This window comes from Bdellovibrio sp. SBM16, from assembly GCF_056175625.1.
Genome location: NZ_JBJKJG010000015.1, coordinates 100,260 through 115,768 on the forward strand (window position 1 = coordinate 100,260; position 15,509 = coordinate 115,768).

17 protein-coding genes and 1 tRNA gene are annotated in these 15,509 nt (G+C 44.3%); 13 read left to right on the top strand and 5 right to left on the bottom strand.

Translation table 11 applies throughout. The annotated features are described in order from the left end of the window. Window position 1 precedes the first annotated feature (1 nt). The 3 genes from AC04MM_RS14400 to AC04MM_RS14410 all read left to right on the top strand — a co-directional run bounded on the left by AC04MM_RS14400 (window position 2) and on the right by AC04MM_RS14410 (window position 3,662). Complete coding sequence (locus tag AC04MM_RS14400) at window positions 2-1,009, top strand: SDR family oxidoreductase (RefSeq protein WP_475381082.1); 1,008 nt, start codon at window positions 2-4, stop codon at window positions 1,007-1,009. A 97-nt stretch (window positions 1,010-1,106) separates the two neighbouring features. Continuing rightward, window positions 1,107-2,612: an ATP-binding protein gene (locus AC04MM_RS14405; RefSeq protein WP_475381083.1), complete on the top strand. Its 1,506-nt coding sequence runs from the start codon at window positions 1,107-1,109 to the stop codon at window positions 2,610-2,612. 75 nt (window positions 2,613-2,687) lie between these two features. Next, window positions 2,688-3,662, top strand: a complete 975-nt coding sequence (locus AC04MM_RS14410) for a TolB family protein (RefSeq protein WP_475381084.1) — start codon at window positions 2,688-2,690, stop codon at window positions 3,660-3,662. Here AC04MM_RS14410 and AC04MM_RS14415 read toward each other — a convergent pair. Together AC04MM_RS14415 and AC04MM_RS14420 are read right to left on the bottom strand one after the other, a co-directional pair. Then, window positions 3,659-4,045, bottom strand: coding sequence for a hypothetical protein (locus AC04MM_RS14415; RefSeq protein ID WP_475381085.1), 387 nt, complete (start codon window positions 4,043-4,045; stop codon window positions 3,659-3,661). The two genes, AC04MM_RS14410 and AC04MM_RS14415, sit on opposite strands and share 4 nt — an antisense overlap. A gap of 93 nt (window positions 4,046-4,138) precedes the next feature. Further along, window positions 4,139-4,690 carry a TMEM165/GDT1 family protein gene (locus AC04MM_RS14420; protein ID WP_475381086.1) on the bottom strand — a complete coding sequence of 184 codons (552 nt, stop codon included), beginning with the start codon at window positions 4,688-4,690 and terminating at the stop codon, window positions 4,139-4,141. 363 nt (window positions 4,691-5,053) lie between these two features. Here AC04MM_RS14420 and AC04MM_RS14425 point away from each other — a divergent pair, with 363 nt between their 5' ends. Beyond that, entirely contained in the window at window positions 5,054-5,734 is a 681-nt protein-coding gene (locus tag AC04MM_RS14425) for an AzlC family ABC transporter permease (protein ID WP_475381087.1), read from the top strand. Then, a complete protein-coding gene (locus tag AC04MM_RS14430; RefSeq protein WP_475381088.1) occupies window positions 5,731-6,054 on the top strand; it encodes an AzlD domain-containing protein in 324 nt (107 codons plus the stop codon). Before AC04MM_RS14425 ends, AC04MM_RS14430 begins: the two co-directional genes overlap by 4 nt. Here the strand turns inward: AC04MM_RS14430 and AC04MM_RS14435 are convergent. Further along, on the bottom strand, window positions 6,037-6,816 hold the full coding sequence (locus tag AC04MM_RS14435) for a TfoX/Sxy family DNA transformation protein (RefSeq protein ID WP_475381089.1): 780 nt from the start codon (window positions 6,814-6,816) through the stop codon (window positions 6,037-6,039). The two genes, AC04MM_RS14430 and AC04MM_RS14435, sit on opposite strands and share 18 nt — an antisense overlap. Window positions 6,817-6,899: 83 nt before the next feature. Between AC04MM_RS14435 and AC04MM_RS14440 the strand changes: the two genes are divergently transcribed. From AC04MM_RS14440 to AC04MM_RS14455, 4 genes are all read left to right on the top strand, one after another. Beyond that, window positions 6,900-7,778 (top strand): alpha/beta hydrolase, encoded by an 879-nt coding sequence (locus AC04MM_RS14440; protein ID WP_475381090.1) that lies wholly within the window; start codon window positions 6,900-6,902, stop codon window positions 7,776-7,778. After that, window positions 7,778-8,272, top strand: a complete 495-nt coding sequence (locus tag AC04MM_RS14445) for a methylated-DNA--[protein]-cysteine S-methyltransferase (protein WP_475381091.1) — start codon at window positions 7,778-7,780, stop codon at window positions 8,270-8,272. Before AC04MM_RS14440 ends, AC04MM_RS14445 begins: the two co-directional genes overlap by 1 nt. 90 nt (window positions 8,273-8,362) lie before the next feature. Continuing rightward, the gene (locus tag AC04MM_RS14450) at window positions 8,363-9,448 is read left to right on the top strand and encodes a hypothetical protein (protein WP_475381092.1); all 1,086 of its coding nucleotides are present in this window, start codon (window positions 8,363-8,365) and stop codon (window positions 9,446-9,448) included. 3 nt (window positions 9,449-9,451) lie between these two features. Next, entirely contained in the window at window positions 9,452-10,321 is an 870-nt protein-coding gene (locus AC04MM_RS14455) for a hypothetical protein (protein WP_475381093.1), read from the top strand. 1 nt (window position 10,322) lies between these two features. Here AC04MM_RS14455 and mscL read toward each other — a convergent pair whose 3' ends face one another. Continuing rightward, entirely contained in the window at window positions 10,323-10,679 is a 357-nt protein-coding gene (gene mscL, locus AC04MM_RS14460) for a large conductance mechanosensitive channel protein MscL (RefSeq protein WP_475381094.1), read from the bottom strand. 33 nt (window positions 10,680-10,712) lie between these two features. Then, the gene (locus AC04MM_RS14465; protein ID WP_475381095.1) at window positions 10,713-11,450 is read right to left on the bottom strand and encodes a DUF481 domain-containing protein; all 738 of its coding nucleotides are present in this window, start codon (window positions 11,448-11,450) and stop codon (window positions 10,713-10,715) included. A 253-nt stretch (window positions 11,451-11,703) separates the two neighbouring features. Between AC04MM_RS14465 and AC04MM_RS14470 the strand changes: the two genes are divergently transcribed. From AC04MM_RS14470 to AC04MM_RS14485, 4 genes are all read left to right on the top strand, one after another. After that, entirely contained in the window at window positions 11,704-12,336 is a 633-nt protein-coding gene (locus tag AC04MM_RS14470; RefSeq protein WP_475381096.1) for a L,D-transpeptidase family protein, read from the top strand. 132 nt (window positions 12,337-12,468) lie between these two features. Beyond that, window positions 12,469-13,803 carry a CotH kinase family protein gene (locus AC04MM_RS14475; protein ID WP_475381097.1) on the top strand — a complete coding sequence of 445 codons (1,335 nt, stop codon included), beginning with the start codon at window positions 12,469-12,471 and terminating at the stop codon, window positions 13,801-13,803. Window positions 13,804-13,816: 13 nt separating this feature from the next. Then, complete coding sequence (locus AC04MM_RS14480) at window positions 13,817-15,220, top strand: hypothetical protein (protein ID WP_475381098.1); 1,404 nt, start codon at window positions 13,817-13,819, stop codon at window positions 15,218-15,220. 125 nt (window positions 15,221-15,345) lie between these two features. Next, a tRNA-Gly gene (locus tag AC04MM_RS14485) sits at window positions 15,346-15,421 on the top strand. Window positions 15,422-15,509: the final 88 nt, after the last annotated feature.

The following is a 15,509-nucleotide window of genomic DNA, read 5'->3' on the forward strand; positions in this document are numbered from 1 at the left end:
TTTGTTGAACTGGTTTTATAAACTCCTTAACAAAAACGAACACCCACGTCGGCGCGTGGTGCTCATTACCGGTGCAAGTACGGGATTAGGTTTGGCTCTTGTGAAAGAACTTAGCCAAACCAATCGCTACCATGTTATTGCAACAGCAAGGCAGGCATCACTTTTTCGTTTCAAAGCTGAAGGTATAACTGAGTCAGAAAACCTGTGGATCAGACCCTTGGATGTGCTGATGCAGGCAGAGCGCGATGCGGTTATTCAGGAAGCCACCGAAAAATTTGGCGGTATCGATGTTCTCGTCAACAATGCCGGCTATTGTTTGCGAAGTGTCGTCGAACAAGTCAATGAAACTGAACGACTTAAACAGATCGACACAAATTTCAGAGCCCCGATGGCACTGATTCGCGGGGTTCTCCCGTATATGAGAAAAAAACGAAGCGGTCATATTATTAATCTTTCTTCGGTCGGGGGGATGATGGCTATGCCAACCATGTCGATCTATAGTGCTTCTAAATTTGCGCTGGAAGGCGCGACCGAAGCCCTTTGGTACGAAGTTCGCCCTTGGAAAATAAATGTGTGCCTTATTCAGCCTGGATTTATTAATTCTGACTCTTTTAAAAATGTAAAACTAACGCGGGAAAGTCGAAAGTCAATCCAGGATAAAAATAACCCTTACTATTATCACTATAAGTCGATGGCCCCTTTTATTGAAAAGATGATGAGTTTATCTCCTGCGACTCCTGCATCTATAGCCAAAAAAATACGTAAAGTTATCGAATCTAAAAATCCGCCTTTGCGGGTTCCGGTGACTATCGATGCTCATTTGTTCGGACTCATGAGAAAAATTTTACCTCGCGGTCTGTATCACAGCTTGATGTACTACTCGTTACCTAAAGTTTTTCGTTGGGGTGAGGATGACCACTACTATTCAGACGAAGCTTATGAGATCGAGCAAAAAAGAGTCGAGAGTAATGCGGCAAGAACCTGGGTCAGGGAAGTGAACTCTGTTTAAAAGGCCGCTAATTTTGACTTGGCGTAGCTTTGCCAGAGTTGAATCCTTTGACATAAAAACAAGAATACATTTAGTCTAAAAGAGAAGGAAGTCTTCAATGAAAATCCAATGGAAGATATTTTACTGTCTCTTAACGATTGTGCTGTTTTTACTGGTTGTCGTAGCTGTTACGTACAAAGCCACAACCCAGGTTTCTTATTTTCGCGATCGTTCAGCAGCCGTTGAAGAACGACTTCTTTCGGCCACCGGTCTTCGTGCTCAGATCAGAAATCAGCTTCTGGAGACCTTCGATGTGCTGTATGTTGCGGGTATCGACCAGCATGAAAAACGGATGGATGAAGGTAAAGCCGGTATTCAGCAAAGATTTGCAGAACTTCAAAGTGCATTTTTTAAAAATGGATTTGATCAGACTCACCAGGAGGATCTATTTCTGCTTGAAAACTCGTATCAGGCCTTGCAAAAAGAACTTGATGCCGGGGTGGCCCTGGTCAAGGCCGGAAAAATGCAAGAGGCCCGTCGGGTGTTTCGTGTGGCCCGTGACACCAAGTTTGATAAAGATTTTATCCGCAGTATCACTCTCATCATCGACAAAGAATCACAAACCAGTAAAACTGAATCAGCAAATTTAGAGCGCAGTATCCGGCAACTACAGAAAATTCTCTTGTCCTCGGCTGCTGCTTCAGTGGTTTTAGCATTAGTTTTGTCTTCGATTATAGCCGGCGCGATCGGGCGCAGACTGGCCGGCATAGAAAAAGCGGCACTGAAAATCTCATCCGGTGATTTTAATATTTCATTACCGACGCATGGCAAAGATGAAGTCGCCACATTATCAATGGCGATGAATAAGATGGCCGTATCGTTAGCCGATGCCAAATCGCAGATTCTCAAACAGCAAGAAGTCTTGATTGCAAGTTCAAAAATGTCGTCGTTAGGTGAAATGGCGACCGGTATTGCCCATGAGATCAATACACCGCTTGCGGTAATTTCACTGCGGGCTGCTTTGTTAAAAGAAGCGGCGAATTCAGAAACTTTTGCGGTGAGCGGAAGAAAAATTGTTGCCGATACCGCAGAGATCATGCTGCGAACCATTGATCGCATCGCCAGAATCATTACCGGTCTGCGGGCATTTGCCCGTGACGGTATTGCCGATCCCATGGAAGAAGTCGCTTTGCAGACTGTTGTTCGTGATACGCTGGATTTATGCGGCGAAAAATTCCGCGAAAATGGCGTCGACCTGCAGCTTCAGCTTCCTCCGGAAGATGTCACGGTGACTTGCCGGGCCACCCAGATTTCTCAGGTTCTGCTTAATTTATTAAATAATTCGTTTGATGCTGTTCAGGAATTGCGTGAAAAATGGATTAAGATCGAAGTCCAGGATTTCGGAAACAAAGTCGAATTCAGTGTGACTGACAGTGGGCATGGAATCGCTCCCGCCGTTCGTGCAAAGCTTGCGCAGCCGTTCTTTACGACGAAAGATGTCGGTAAAGGCACCGGACTGGGTCTTAGTATCTCCCGCGGTATCGTGATGGATCACGGCGGGCAACTGGTGTTGGACGAACAATGCCCGAACACGCGATTTATCGTCATTTTGCCAAAATCGTAAAAAAATTAAAAACTCATGGCACTGCTTTTGAAGATTGGGATGGTTTTAAAATAATCCAGTCCAATAGGGGGCATCATGGGTCAAAAAATCTTAATCGGGGCATTGGCGATGGTTTTTCTAGCCACAGCCTGTGGTCCGATCAGAAATAAAAAACAAGTGGAGCCAGTCGCAGACGAAGTGGTTTCAGCCGGCTTTAATTCTGGATTTAACGGCGCCATTTATTTTAACAACAAAGAAAGTTACCAGCGCCTTGATATGCACAGCGGGCAGAGCGAAAACTTTCTGGCCAGCGGGCCAAACATGACCTCGTCATCGCACAGTGGTGATCGATTCGTGACCGTTAAACGTTCGAACAGTTATCCAGAAATTCTTATTCTCGGAAAAAATAAAGAAACGGTCGTACGTTTTCCAATTCCGGAAAATCCTGAAGGTACACCAAAGCTTTCGCCGAATGGTGAATTTGTGCTGGTCGGGGGTATTGCCGGCGATACCAAGATCTTTAATTTAAACGGACAGATGGTCGCTGATTTGCGCACCAATGTTTCCAGTTACGAGTGGCTGCCAGACGGAAGTTTTCTATTTTCACGCTTTGGCACCATTTACCAGATGCAGACTGATTTTAAAACCTTCGAGGTTTATCGCCAGTTACCGGGATCGATCAGTTCGTTATCGTTAAATCCTGATCACACCAAACTTGCGTTTGAAATGCAGAAGTCGACCGGAACTCATGTCTGGGTTCTTGATCTGGCCGATAAATCACTTCGTCAGATTACAACCTCGACGGTCGGTGAGCACTTTCCGGCGTGGTCTCCGGATGGTCATCATTTGGTTGTGGCTAAGGGAAAGCTTGCGCCTATCGATTTGATCACGAGCGATCAGAAAGTAAAAGTGCAGGGTTGTCTTGAGCTGTGGATTGTAAAAGCAGATCGTGATTCGGTCAGTGATTTAAACTCTGAAGATCTGGCGCATACATTTAAAGTAAAGCAAAATGTGGACGGACAAAGTTCGCAGACCTGTGCGACGTCGGCACCGCTGTGGCGTGTAGACTAGTTTTGATCAGAACAGGCTTTGATATCCAGGTAAATATTTAGATCGTCTGAATCCGTCGAATAATCATTTACACGGTCGTAATTAAGCTTAACCGTATTACCGACGATTACACACGATTTAACCGTGAAGGTGCCATGATCGCCGGCTGCATAACGGCGGTCAGCTTCGGCCTGAGCCTGTTTAACCAGGGCGCAGACGCCTTTAACACTTCCCATGAAACAGATATTCGGCGCACGGGTAAAACCATCTTCTAAAAATCCGGGATAGATATTGGCCACGATTTTTCCATTGGCCTGAGTGGCCGGGTAGTAGGAAAGAATCTGCGTGGCTGATGCCGCCTGGGCAATTAACATCAGCAAAGAAATAATGGCCGCGCTTTTCATGAAAAAAATCTCCTTAAATAAACACGGCCATTTTACCATAGCAGAGCAGTTTTTAAGGGCGAGATTTTCACTCTTGAAAAGGATTACCGTTCGTCAAATAAATAGACAGCTTATCCCGAAGATAATGAATATGGCACTGGCCATACGGTGGATCCATGTCATCGGAATGCGGTCAGTAAACCAGCGCCCAAAAAAGACAACCGGTGCGTTGGCAAAGATCATCCCTAAAGTAGATCCAAGGGTGACGGCAAAAGTTTCAGTGTATTTCGCACCTAAAGCTACGGTGGCGAGCTGAGTTTTATCCCCCATCTCGGCCATAAAAAAAGCCACCAAAGTCGTAAGGAATGCGCCCCATTTATAATTTTCTTTTAAGCCATCATCCTTATCCGGAATCAGCATCCAAAATCCAAAACCGATAAACGAGGCAGCTAAGACTAACTTTAAGGTGCTCGCAGAAAAGTACTGGGTAACAAAGGCGCCGATATAGCTAGCCAAAAAATGATTTAACAAAGTCGCTATAAGTATACCGAATAAGATCGGTACGGGTTTTCTAAAGCGGGAAGCAAGAACTAGCGCCAGTAACTGGGTTTTGTCGCCCATCTCGCTGATAAAAACTAATAATGTTGAGTTGATGATTGCTTCCATTTTTTATCCTCACTTTTGCACCGTGAGATCGAAGCTTTAGACATTGCGGAGTAAAGCGTAAGACGACACGGGCGTTAAATTAACACCTACATCAGTCTCGTCGAGAAAGTTGCAAACCGGTTTTTAGCTTGTCACTTTCTTAGTTGTGCCGGGGGTTATACCCAGTATGTCGACACAGCCCACGTTGTCAGTAACAACATGTAACTACTCCCTAACTACTGTGATCTTAAGATAAGCCGCCTGAAAATTCAAGTCTAACTTACTAATAAATTATTTGTTTAGAGTACAGTTGTCGCCAAGCCAGCAAGCGAGTTAGAGTACAGTTGTGTACAGCCCTAGCAAACTCACTTATGATGTTTTTTTATGAGCCTATTTCGTCGCGGATTTAAAAGTATGTTACCGATTGCGCCGGGAATTATCCCGTTCGGCGCTGTCATGGGTACCGTCAGTGCCGATGCACAAATGAGTTTTCTTGAGACTGTGCTGATGAATGTTTTTGTATTTGCCGGCGCATCGCAAATTGCTGCCGTAGAGCTTATGAAACATCAGGCAGCCATCTGGGTCGTGGTCGCGACCGGATTGATTATTAACTTACGTTTTTTACTGTACAGTGCGGCACTCTCTCCGGTGGTGCAGCAGGAGTCTTTTTTACGAAAACTTTTTAGTGCCTTTTGTGTGACTGACCAGAGTTATGCCGTGATGTCGGCCCATCAGGACAAGTTTCGCACCAATGCTGAAGCGGTTCAATTTTATATCGGGTCTTGTATCTGTATGTTGATGACCTGGCACTCGGCAGTCATTGCCGGATTTATCTTCGGAAATTTTGCCCCGAAGGCTATTTCGTTGGACTATGCCATTCCGATCAGCTTTGTGGCGTTGTTGATTCCGACGTTAAAAAATTATAAGTACATTTTAGTTGCGGTGTTTTCTTCAGCGGTGTCATTGCTGTTGCATAATTTGCCGTTTCGTACCGGTCTAATGGCGACCGCTCTGCTGGGAATTGCGCTGGCGTTTGTGCTCACGCATAAAAAAGGAAACGTATGATTCCGCAGGGCTATTTCTGGATTAATGTTTTTTTGTTAGCGGCCGGAACCCTGGCGATCCGCGGTTCAATCATTGCACTTTCGGCCAAATTTAAAATTTCTGAACGGCTAAAAGAGTTATTCACTTTTATTCCGGCAGCCATTCTGCCGGCGTTTGTGGCGCCAGCGGTATTTTTTCACGAGGGTTCTGTGAGCTGGCTTTTGGGTAAGGAGCGGGTCGTTGTTCTGGTGCTTACCACCATTTTGTGCGCCGTTACGCGCTCGACACTGGCGACAATCGCTTTTGGTTTGATCGCTCTTTATTTATTTACGAATTTTTGATTTTTTCTTTTTCGATTTATCGCGCAGCTCTTTGGCATAAGCTTGCGCTTCTTTTTTTAGCTCGTCGCTGATGGCGTTCCATTCTTTGTTCTCTAAGGCGCCGATAATCGCATAGGCAAATAAAGCATGATTGTGTTTGGGATTAGCGGCGCAAAGTTTGGCAAAAGTTTTTCTCCAGCCAAGTTTGATAAACTGTGCCGGGGTTTTGATGCCGGCCTGGGTAAATATTCTAACTGTAGCGGGTCCGAAATTTTTAAAATCTTCGATCGTCTTGATCTTATCCATCTTTGCCGTCAGGGGCTCGTCGCCGAACATGCGCGGCTTAGGCATGTCTTGCGCTGAAACGGGTTCGACTTTTAATGGTTTAAGTTTTTTAGTTTTGCCGCTGGTTTTTTGCTGAGCTTTTTTCTTGCGGTCGGGAATCGTTCCCCACAAAGAGTGCGGACGGCTGAGTTCACGCACCACCTGCTTAGCAAAATCTTCGAAGTTTTCGTGATTGAGAGAAAGAAATAGCCACTTGGGAAGTACCGAATGATTGACCAGAAACGGAAACTGATTGAGCAGAGTTTCGTGATGCTCTTTTTCGGCCGGGAACATGCAGCCTTCCCATTTATCCGATCCGCCCTCAAACATCACAAGTTTTAAAAAAGGGCCGTCATAATAGGCAAATCCCCCGAACATGGGCCGGCGGTCGAAGCTTTCCGGAAGCATATCTTCGATCCACTGAAGTTCATGAAGTGTTTTTTTCGGTCGGGTGGCCATGACACTAGTTTTAGCTAAAAATTCTCTTTTACTCAAAAAGAATTCAGGACTAGAGTGAATTTAACCGTTTTAAAGGGGTTATCATGGCTAAAGTATTCTCACTTTGTGCGTTAATATCTGTTGTTTTTGCTTGCTCGTCGTTACCGAAAAAAGAGGTTTATTCGGCCAACTCGAAAGGGACCATCAGTAATCCAAAAGAAGTTGTGTTCATCCACGGCATGTTCATGACGGCAGATAATTGGTCAGAGTGGCAAAAGTATTTTGTTAAACACGGTTACCAGACTTCAGCACCGGCATGGCCACTGCATGATAAATCAGTAAACGAAATGCGCGACCCGAAAAACGGCGAGGCGTTGGCGCAGCTTACTTTGACCGAAGTTGTAAATCATTACCGCACAATCTTACGCGAGAAAAAAATCAAACCTATTTTGATCGGCCATTCAATGGGTGGGTTAGTGGCGCAGATTTTATTAAGCGAAAACCTGGCTTCTGCTGCCGTGGTGCTGGATTCGGCGCCGCCGCGCTGGACGTTTGTGATCAGTCCGACATTTTTAAGTTCGAACTGGAAAATTTTAAGTCCATTTAGCGGAAACCCGATTGTGCAGACGCAAGAAAGCTTTGGCAAAACCTTCTGTAATATGCAGAGCGAAGCTGAGCAAAAAAGAATTTTTGAAATCTACGCAGTTCCCGAGTCTAAAAAAGTTGGCCGTGGTCCTCTAACTAAAGAAGGTGCGTTAAACTATGAGACGGCACGCGGGCCGTTGCTGCTGGTTGCGGGCAGTGAAGATAATATTATTCCGGCCAAGCTGACTTATGCTAATTTTGAAAAATACGAAGATACGCCGGGGTATACTGAATTCTACTTAAGCGAAGGGCGTGACCACTGTTTATTGCTGGCGCGTGGCTGGGAAGAATTGGCTGAAATGTCGCGTAACTGGTTAGAAACGCAGTTGGTGAAATAATGAAAGCTGAAGTTGTTCAGTATAAATTTGAAACTGTAGTCGGTCCGATTTATCTGGAAGCCTCAGAAACCGGCTTACGCGGTTGTCATTTAGAAAAACAAAAGACCCGGTTGGTTAAAACCGTAGGTGATGCCGGTAAAGGCGAAAAGTTTTTGGCTCAGGCCGAAAAAGAAATTCTGCAATATTTAAAAGGTGAGAGAAAAAAGTTTTCGGTAAAGCTTGAAATCATCGGTACTGAATTTCAAAAAACGGTGTGGAATGAGTTACAGAATATTCCGTTTGGTAAATCGCTTTCCTACAAGGAGCTTGCAGCCAACATCAACAAGCCAGCGGCCGTACGGGCGGTCGGTACGGCTAATGGTCGCAATAACTTTTGCATTCTTATCCCGTGCCATCGTGTAATTGCCGCAGACGGTACCTTAGGCGGCTATTCCGGGGGATTGCCGTTTAAGAAGCATTTGTTAAATTTGGAAAATATTGCCTTTAAAGATTAAGAAAATCAGGACCAGTTCAAGACCAGTTCAAGACCTGTTCAAGACCTAGGACCCGTTTAACAAAGTCTTAAAAATCACGATAATTATCACATGATAGTTTCACTTTGGATCACCATAGGTCTTATTATTTCAGCAGCGCTCGTTTCAACACTCGGTGCTTATTTTTCTATTATTGGTATCGGTGCTTTATTCAGCGGTGCTCTTGTCGCAGTTTGTTTAATGGCCGGTTCGCTAGAGTTTGCCAAGTTCGTCTTAGCGGCCTATCTGCATCAAACCTGGAAGAATGTTAACTTAGCTTTTAAAGTGTACATGACTTTTGCGGTCATCACTTTAAGTTTGATCACCTCAATTGGGGTCTTCGGATTTTTATCTGATGCTTACCAATCAGCCTCTACCGTGTTGGAAGGTGAAACCATCAAACTAGAAAATTTAAAAAAACAACAGGAAATGATCACTGCGGAAGTTGAACGTTTAAACTATTCTGTTGAAGAGATTCCTGAAGAACGTATTTCAAAAAGGCTGGCAGCACGTCAGGCAATTGAACCGAAGATCTTAGAATTAAATAAGAAATACGAGAACAACGAAAAAGCCATTACCGAATCGAATTTACAGATTTTAGAAGTAAAGAAAAAAGTCGGGCCGTTAATCTATATTTCGCGTAACTTTAACATTCCGATCGACCGGGTGGTTCAGTACTTAATTTTAATTTTCGTATCGGTCTTTGACCCGTTGGCGATTTGTTTAGTTATCGCCGCGACGTATTCGATTGAATCCCGTAAAAATAAACATCTTGTCGAACACATGCAACAAATGCAGGAAGCTGAACTAGAGGCTAAACTGGCTGCCGCAAGAAAAGCGGCCGCTCAGAAAATTGCTGATGCCGCAACTGAAGTGGCACAGACAACGTCAACAGTCGAAGTTGAAGCGCAGGCAAGCGTAAAACAAGCTGTAGATAACGTAGTGGCAGAACAGAATAACGTCGCTGCCGTTGAAGAAGAACACGCTAAAGCGGTTGAGACGCAAGTTAAAGCCGAAGTCGCTGCAGAAACGCCAGTAAAAACTGAAGAGGTAAATCCGGAGAATCAGGCCACGGACGAAGATGTTATTGTTCAAATGAACTTTAAAGACGAACCGGCGACTGAAACAGCGGCAAAAGACGGCTCAAAAGTGGTTTAAGGCATGATCATAGTCACCAGATTTCTTGAGCGTAAATGGGTTATCCAATTATTCGGTCTGGGACTGATCATTGCTCCATTTGTAAATATTTTTATTCAATTTTTGGTTTTAAATTCTAAATCGGGTATTTCCTGGAGATATATCAGTATCTCTTCATATTTAATGAGCGGCTCTATCGCTAATTATATTCTGGCATTCGGCAGTATCGTGATCGGCTGTATCATGCTCTCGGGCTCAACCAAGGCGTGGAAAGCGGTTCTGGTGTTAGTTGGAACCCACCTGGTCATGCAAATTCTCAATTACAAATCGAAAGAATGGCAAGGGGCTCTGGGATGGGGCGCGTTTGCAGTTAACCTTTCGGTATTTTTATTTATCGCCGATCAGTTGGTGTGGCGTATTAAATCAAAAGAAGAGTTGATGAGTGAAGCGATGGCGCGAGCGGCAGCGCTTAAACCAAAACCGAAACCACAGGTTCCGGCACCGGCACCTTTAGTGCCAGAAGTTAAAACTGAACCGGTACCGGCGCCGGCACCGTCGAAGCCAGCTTCTGATTTTGTACTTGGGGCGGGCAGTGGTCCGGTAGAAAAGATCCTACATTTAAAATCTTACCGAAAAATTTTCTTTAGCTTTGGCAGTGATCGCCCTTGGGGCCGACTGATGACTTTGACCAGCCACCAGCTGATTGTGAACTGTTTTGCCAAAGCTCCGGAATCAATTGAAAACAAAACGGTGCAAATCAGTTTTACTAAAGATTTAGTGATTGATATTAGGTTCGACCGCAAGGAGAGTAATTTGTATTACTTTACTCCCCTGGATATGACACCTGATCGAGTCGCTGAACTTAATCAGTGGCTCAAAAAGATCGCGGTTTAAACTATTTAGTTGGCGCAGCAGCCGGAGCCTGAGCTTTTAATTTGTTCGTCTGTTTCACAATCATGAATAACACAAACGCAATAATTAAAAAATCGATAAGGCCCTGTACGAAATTACCGTAAGCTAGAACGGCAACACCTTTGGTTTTAGCTTCTTCGATCGTGGCATAAGTGCCCCCATCTAAAGCAATGAACTTCTGAGTTACGTTCACACCGCGCATTAACAAACCGATTAGCGGCATTAAAATATCATTTACCAGTGAATTTACGATTTTTCCGAACGCGCCGCCGATGATTACACCGACTGCTAAATCCATTACGTTACCCTGGGCGATAAACTTTTTAAATTCTTCCATCATAATAACATCCTCTCTGTATATATGGTCTTTAAATTAGTATCGTGCAACCAAGGCTGTTGTCCATGTTGTTGTATCTTTTTTCGGCCCCACTTCACGGTGGTAAATTTCGTAAGCAGTTTTAAGCGACAAGGTGCTGTTCATGGTGACTGACAGTGAAGCTTCAGCTTTGGTGTAGTTAAGGTCGCTGTCGTCAAAATTCGGTACGTGTTCAACCCAAAGTTTGCCGGCAGTGGCTTCGTTAAACTTATGCGAGCCTTCCACGTAAGCACGGCCTGCAGTTGTTGATTTTTTTAATTCACCATCAACAACATAATCCGGAATCTGTGATGAGTAACGAACACCCAGTTCAGTAAAAATCGTTGTCGCATCAGATTTCATGAAGAAGTACTTCGCACCTAAATCGGTAGAATCTCTTTGCGTAAAAATACCATTGTAGGGATCAGATTCAGCCTTATGTTGAATGAAGCCGTTTAAATTTTCAGTAAACGATTTTTCGTATCTAGCACCAGCTTCCCAGTTTAGCGCAGTTTCAGTTTCGGCTGCAGCACCGGCTGCTTGGGTAGCTGTTCTTAGGTACTTACCGAAGATCGATACATTGTCGTTGCTTTCAAACGTGTAGGTGTTCTTTGATTTTGCGCCGTAAGTTTCTGATTTTGACAGACCGTCGATCATCACGACTGAGGCTTCTGATTCACCTTTAAAGCCCAGTTGATCGTTGGCCATTGAGTTAAAGGCAGTAAATACTGCACAGACAAATAACATTCTTTTCATTTTGGTTCTCCTCGATAAAATTTGTTGAATAAACTAGGCATAGCGCAGAAATAAAAATCGTCCTAGGATTAACAGATGGAAGCGGTCAGATGATGGCCTGCAGCGTGCGTATGGATTTGAATTGAGCACTTGGTGCTGCTTGTAAAGGCTTGCAGGTTAATTATGGTAATTTGTCAACCTGTCTTATTCTTAGACAGCAGGCTTCGTTAATTTGGAGCTAACGACGGAATAAGAACTGCACTGTTTTTTCAGCATGCAAATATCTCGCATTTTACACTTATCGCTTTTTTCATTGGTCTTTCTAGCTTCGGCTGTTGGGTTGGCTGCCGGTAAAGCGGCCGCAGCTGTAAAGTCAGCCGATCTAAAAGGCACACGCTACTGCAGGGATGAGTTTAAGCTGCGCGAACTTACCCCAATCACCCATCTGGATGAGCGTAATAAGATCGACCGCATTGTTATTTCTAAAAAAGGCCGTAAGTTATATTTACTCAGCGGGGAACGTGTCTATAAATCTTATGATGTGACCTTCGGGTTTGGTTTTTATAACGGCAATAAAATCCGTCAAGGTGATGGGCGCACTCCCGAGGGTATGTACAGAGTCGAGTTAAAAAATGCGAAATCATCGTATCACAAAGCCTTGCGCGTTTCTTATCCGAATGCCCGTGACAAAGCTTTTGCTAAAGCCAAGGGTGTGGATCCGGGCGGTGATATCATGATTCACGGATTACCGAAGGATGAAAGCTCTGAGATTCGTCGCTGGGCAATGACGCAGGCCCATACCTATTTTAACTGGACCCAAGGATGCATAGCCGTTACCGATCAGGAAATTGACGAGATTTTCTCAGTGGTCGGCGTAAATACAGAAATTGAAATCTGCCCACGCTGATTAATTCACCCAAGCACTGTCGAAAAGTTTTTCACTGCTGACTAAACCAATTTGATTATAAGACCAGCCTAAGCTGGTCTCTGTTTTGGATTTCATATTACATGAATCTTTAACTAGAAAAGGTGTAGCAAAATGAAACACTCAGTAATCATTAAAAATCTGGTTCTTTTAAGTCTAATTGCTACGAGCCCAAAGGTTAGCTTGGCTCACGTTAACACCAAAGGCAGCTACCGTATTGAAATTACGATGGATCAGCCCTCGCGCGAAGCCCTTACGGCGGATAAAAAAGTTGAAGTGTCGAATGTCAACATGCAGGTCTTTTCTGAAGGCAACTTGACCGATCAAGAGCAGGTTCAGTTGTCGTCGCGCGGGCAGAGTTCAATTAAGTTTCCGCGCAAGAATTTTAGCGTCAAGGTATTAAAAGAAGAAAATGGCGAAAAGAAAAAGTTAAAAATCGGATCGCTTAAATCAAAACAGATAGTTTTGTCGGCGGGCGCGATGGATAAATTGTTTGTTAAAAACAGCATTGGTTACAGTTTACTAAAAGCCATTGGCATTCATTCACTTCAGACACAGTTTGCCGAAGTTAAAATCAACGGTTTATCGCAGGGCCTTTATATGTTGACCGAAAATCAGACGGATAACCTAATGAAAGAGCAGGACGCTGAAGTCGTTTTCCGTCGCCGCTACAATGATGATTTAGAACTTAAAGGCGCTAAAAAAGATTTAACTGAAGCCCAGGTGTTAAAATACCAAAAAACCTTAAAGGCCGTACATAGGTCAATCCGTGAATTAGAAGGCGATGAGCTGATTGCTGCTTTACAGAAAAATTTAAACCTTAAAAACTATCTGAAATGGCTGGCGTTTAATTATATTATTAAAAACGGTGACTACACGGATGAAGTTTATTTCTTTGGTAAAACCAACCCACAAACCGGCGCAATCGTTTTTGATATAAGCCCGTGGGATATGGATGATTCGTTCTCTGAAAAAATGCATACCAGCTCTATTCCGACTTTTCCGAACTGGAAAATGACGAAGAATTCTGACAAGCAGCTGATTTATAGTTACGAAAGCCGCATCGATCGTAAAGTAGCCGGTGATGAAAAACTGTTACATATGTACTTTGAAGCTATGACTGAGGTGGTAGATACCTTGTCGCAGAACAGTGTGCTTTGGGATATCCAGAGTCAATTGTTAACAGATTTAAATCCATATTTGGATGATGCCGACATTCAGGCCAATGGCCGACTTGATGAAGGTGCGATGGTGCACTCGCGGGCGATGATCGAGGACGAAGTCAAAGTTAAAATGGCAAAAATCTCTTCGCGCCTGCAGGATATCAAAGCCGAACTTGATGTGATTAAAACCGAAGAGAGTATTCATCACCGCGTGCTGGATCTATCAGGTTTACGTAAAGTGCTTATTAAAATTGATAATGTTTTAATGCGACAGTTCTCGAAATAATAACGGAGTAAGTATGTTTATCAGAAAATTAACAACCGTATCGTTGATCACTGTGATGGCTGCATCGGCGGCATTTGCCGGTAAGAACACGCGCTCAGACTGGCGTGATGTGCCTGAATACTTTTCCAGATACTTTAAATATCATTACAATGTCGAGTACGATCATAACTCTAATTTTTTACGCCGCTTCAGAACTCCGCACCGTTCACATGAAAAAGGGCCGCAGCACGACCTCAGTTTGAACTGGTCATCGATTAAATTAAAAAAAGATACCCCGCAGGATGTGCGTGAGTGCTGGAATGTCTTTGTCAGCGGCGGTGAGTGCGGTAAGCCGGTGGCAGCGCCAGCACCAGAGCATTATACTTTGCAGGGAAATTTAGACTTACTGGCTTATATCCGCCAGGTGTCTGAGGATAACGGCCTACGTGTGGCGCGTGATGTTTTAGTGCAGGAGCTGGCAAAGAAAGATGCTTCGCGGGGACAGCTATTGGAGCGCATTTTAAAGACCACCGCCGATAAGAATTTTACTTATGCAGATTCGTTTGCAACTATTCCTGCGGCTGAACGCCAGAATATCGGCGTGTACTTAGTCTTAGGAATCGGCGGCGAAAAAAGTGCGAATGCAGCATTAATCCAAAAGGCTGCCGCCGAAATCCGCGCTTTAGGTTTTCAGTCAGAAATGTTAATGGTCGATGCCAACCTGGGCAGTGACTACAACTCGGTGATGTTAAAGCAGATGATGCATGAGCGTTTACCGAAATTGAATAAAGTTATTCTGGTCGCAGCCAGTAAAGGTGTGGCCGATTTTATCAAATTCTTTCTTGAGCAGAGTTCATCGTTATCACTTGAACAGCGCGAGAAAGTTAAATTAATGGTCTCATTAAGCGGCGTGATCCGTCCGTCTTTTGTGGCCGATTACCTGGTTAACTCGAACCAGCCGATTCCGTTATTCGTGCGTGGCTTATTACGTTTAACCGGTAAGGGCGATACAATTAAGGGTGTGAATTCATTATCAATGGATGTGTGGAAAGGCCACGATCCTATAAAAGTAAAACGAATGTTTCCGAGTATGAAGTGGTTAAGTCTTCCAGCCATCCCTGAAGGCCCGGAAGGTGTGACCCACTTAAGTATGTGGGAAGGTTTTTTAAAAACGCCGACTTATCACTGGCAAGAGCAGGGTTCACCAATGGATGGCTTAGTTGAAAGTGCGGCTTCGGTGCTGCCACCGGATACCGGTTTAACTGAGTATATCGTGCCGGTGTATGGCCCGCATGCGATTGCTTTAGGTTCGTATACGGGATCGTTGCGAGTTGCTCCTGAAGCCATGAACGGTGTTGATGACCGTGTAGTGCCCGAGGCCGGTGCCGAGATGTTAAGTGCGTTGTTTCGCGCATTACCGGTGTCGCTTATTCAGTAAGCTTTATTAGTTCATTTTTAATGATCTTTGCTTTATTGATAAGCACTCATTTTATCGTTTTTTATCGCTTGACGATGCGGGGTCAGCGCATTAGATTAGTGCCTCACGAACAACGCGTGTTAAACGCGGGAGTAGCTCAGTTGATAGAGCGTCGCCTTGCCAAGGCGAAGGTCGCGGGTTTGAGCCCCGTCTCCCGCTCCAAATTTTTGGGGCATTCGCTCCGCAAAGTTTAAGGGCTCTTCTCACTTAACAGTTTATCACACAGCGCAAGTCACTAAAAACAAGTAGT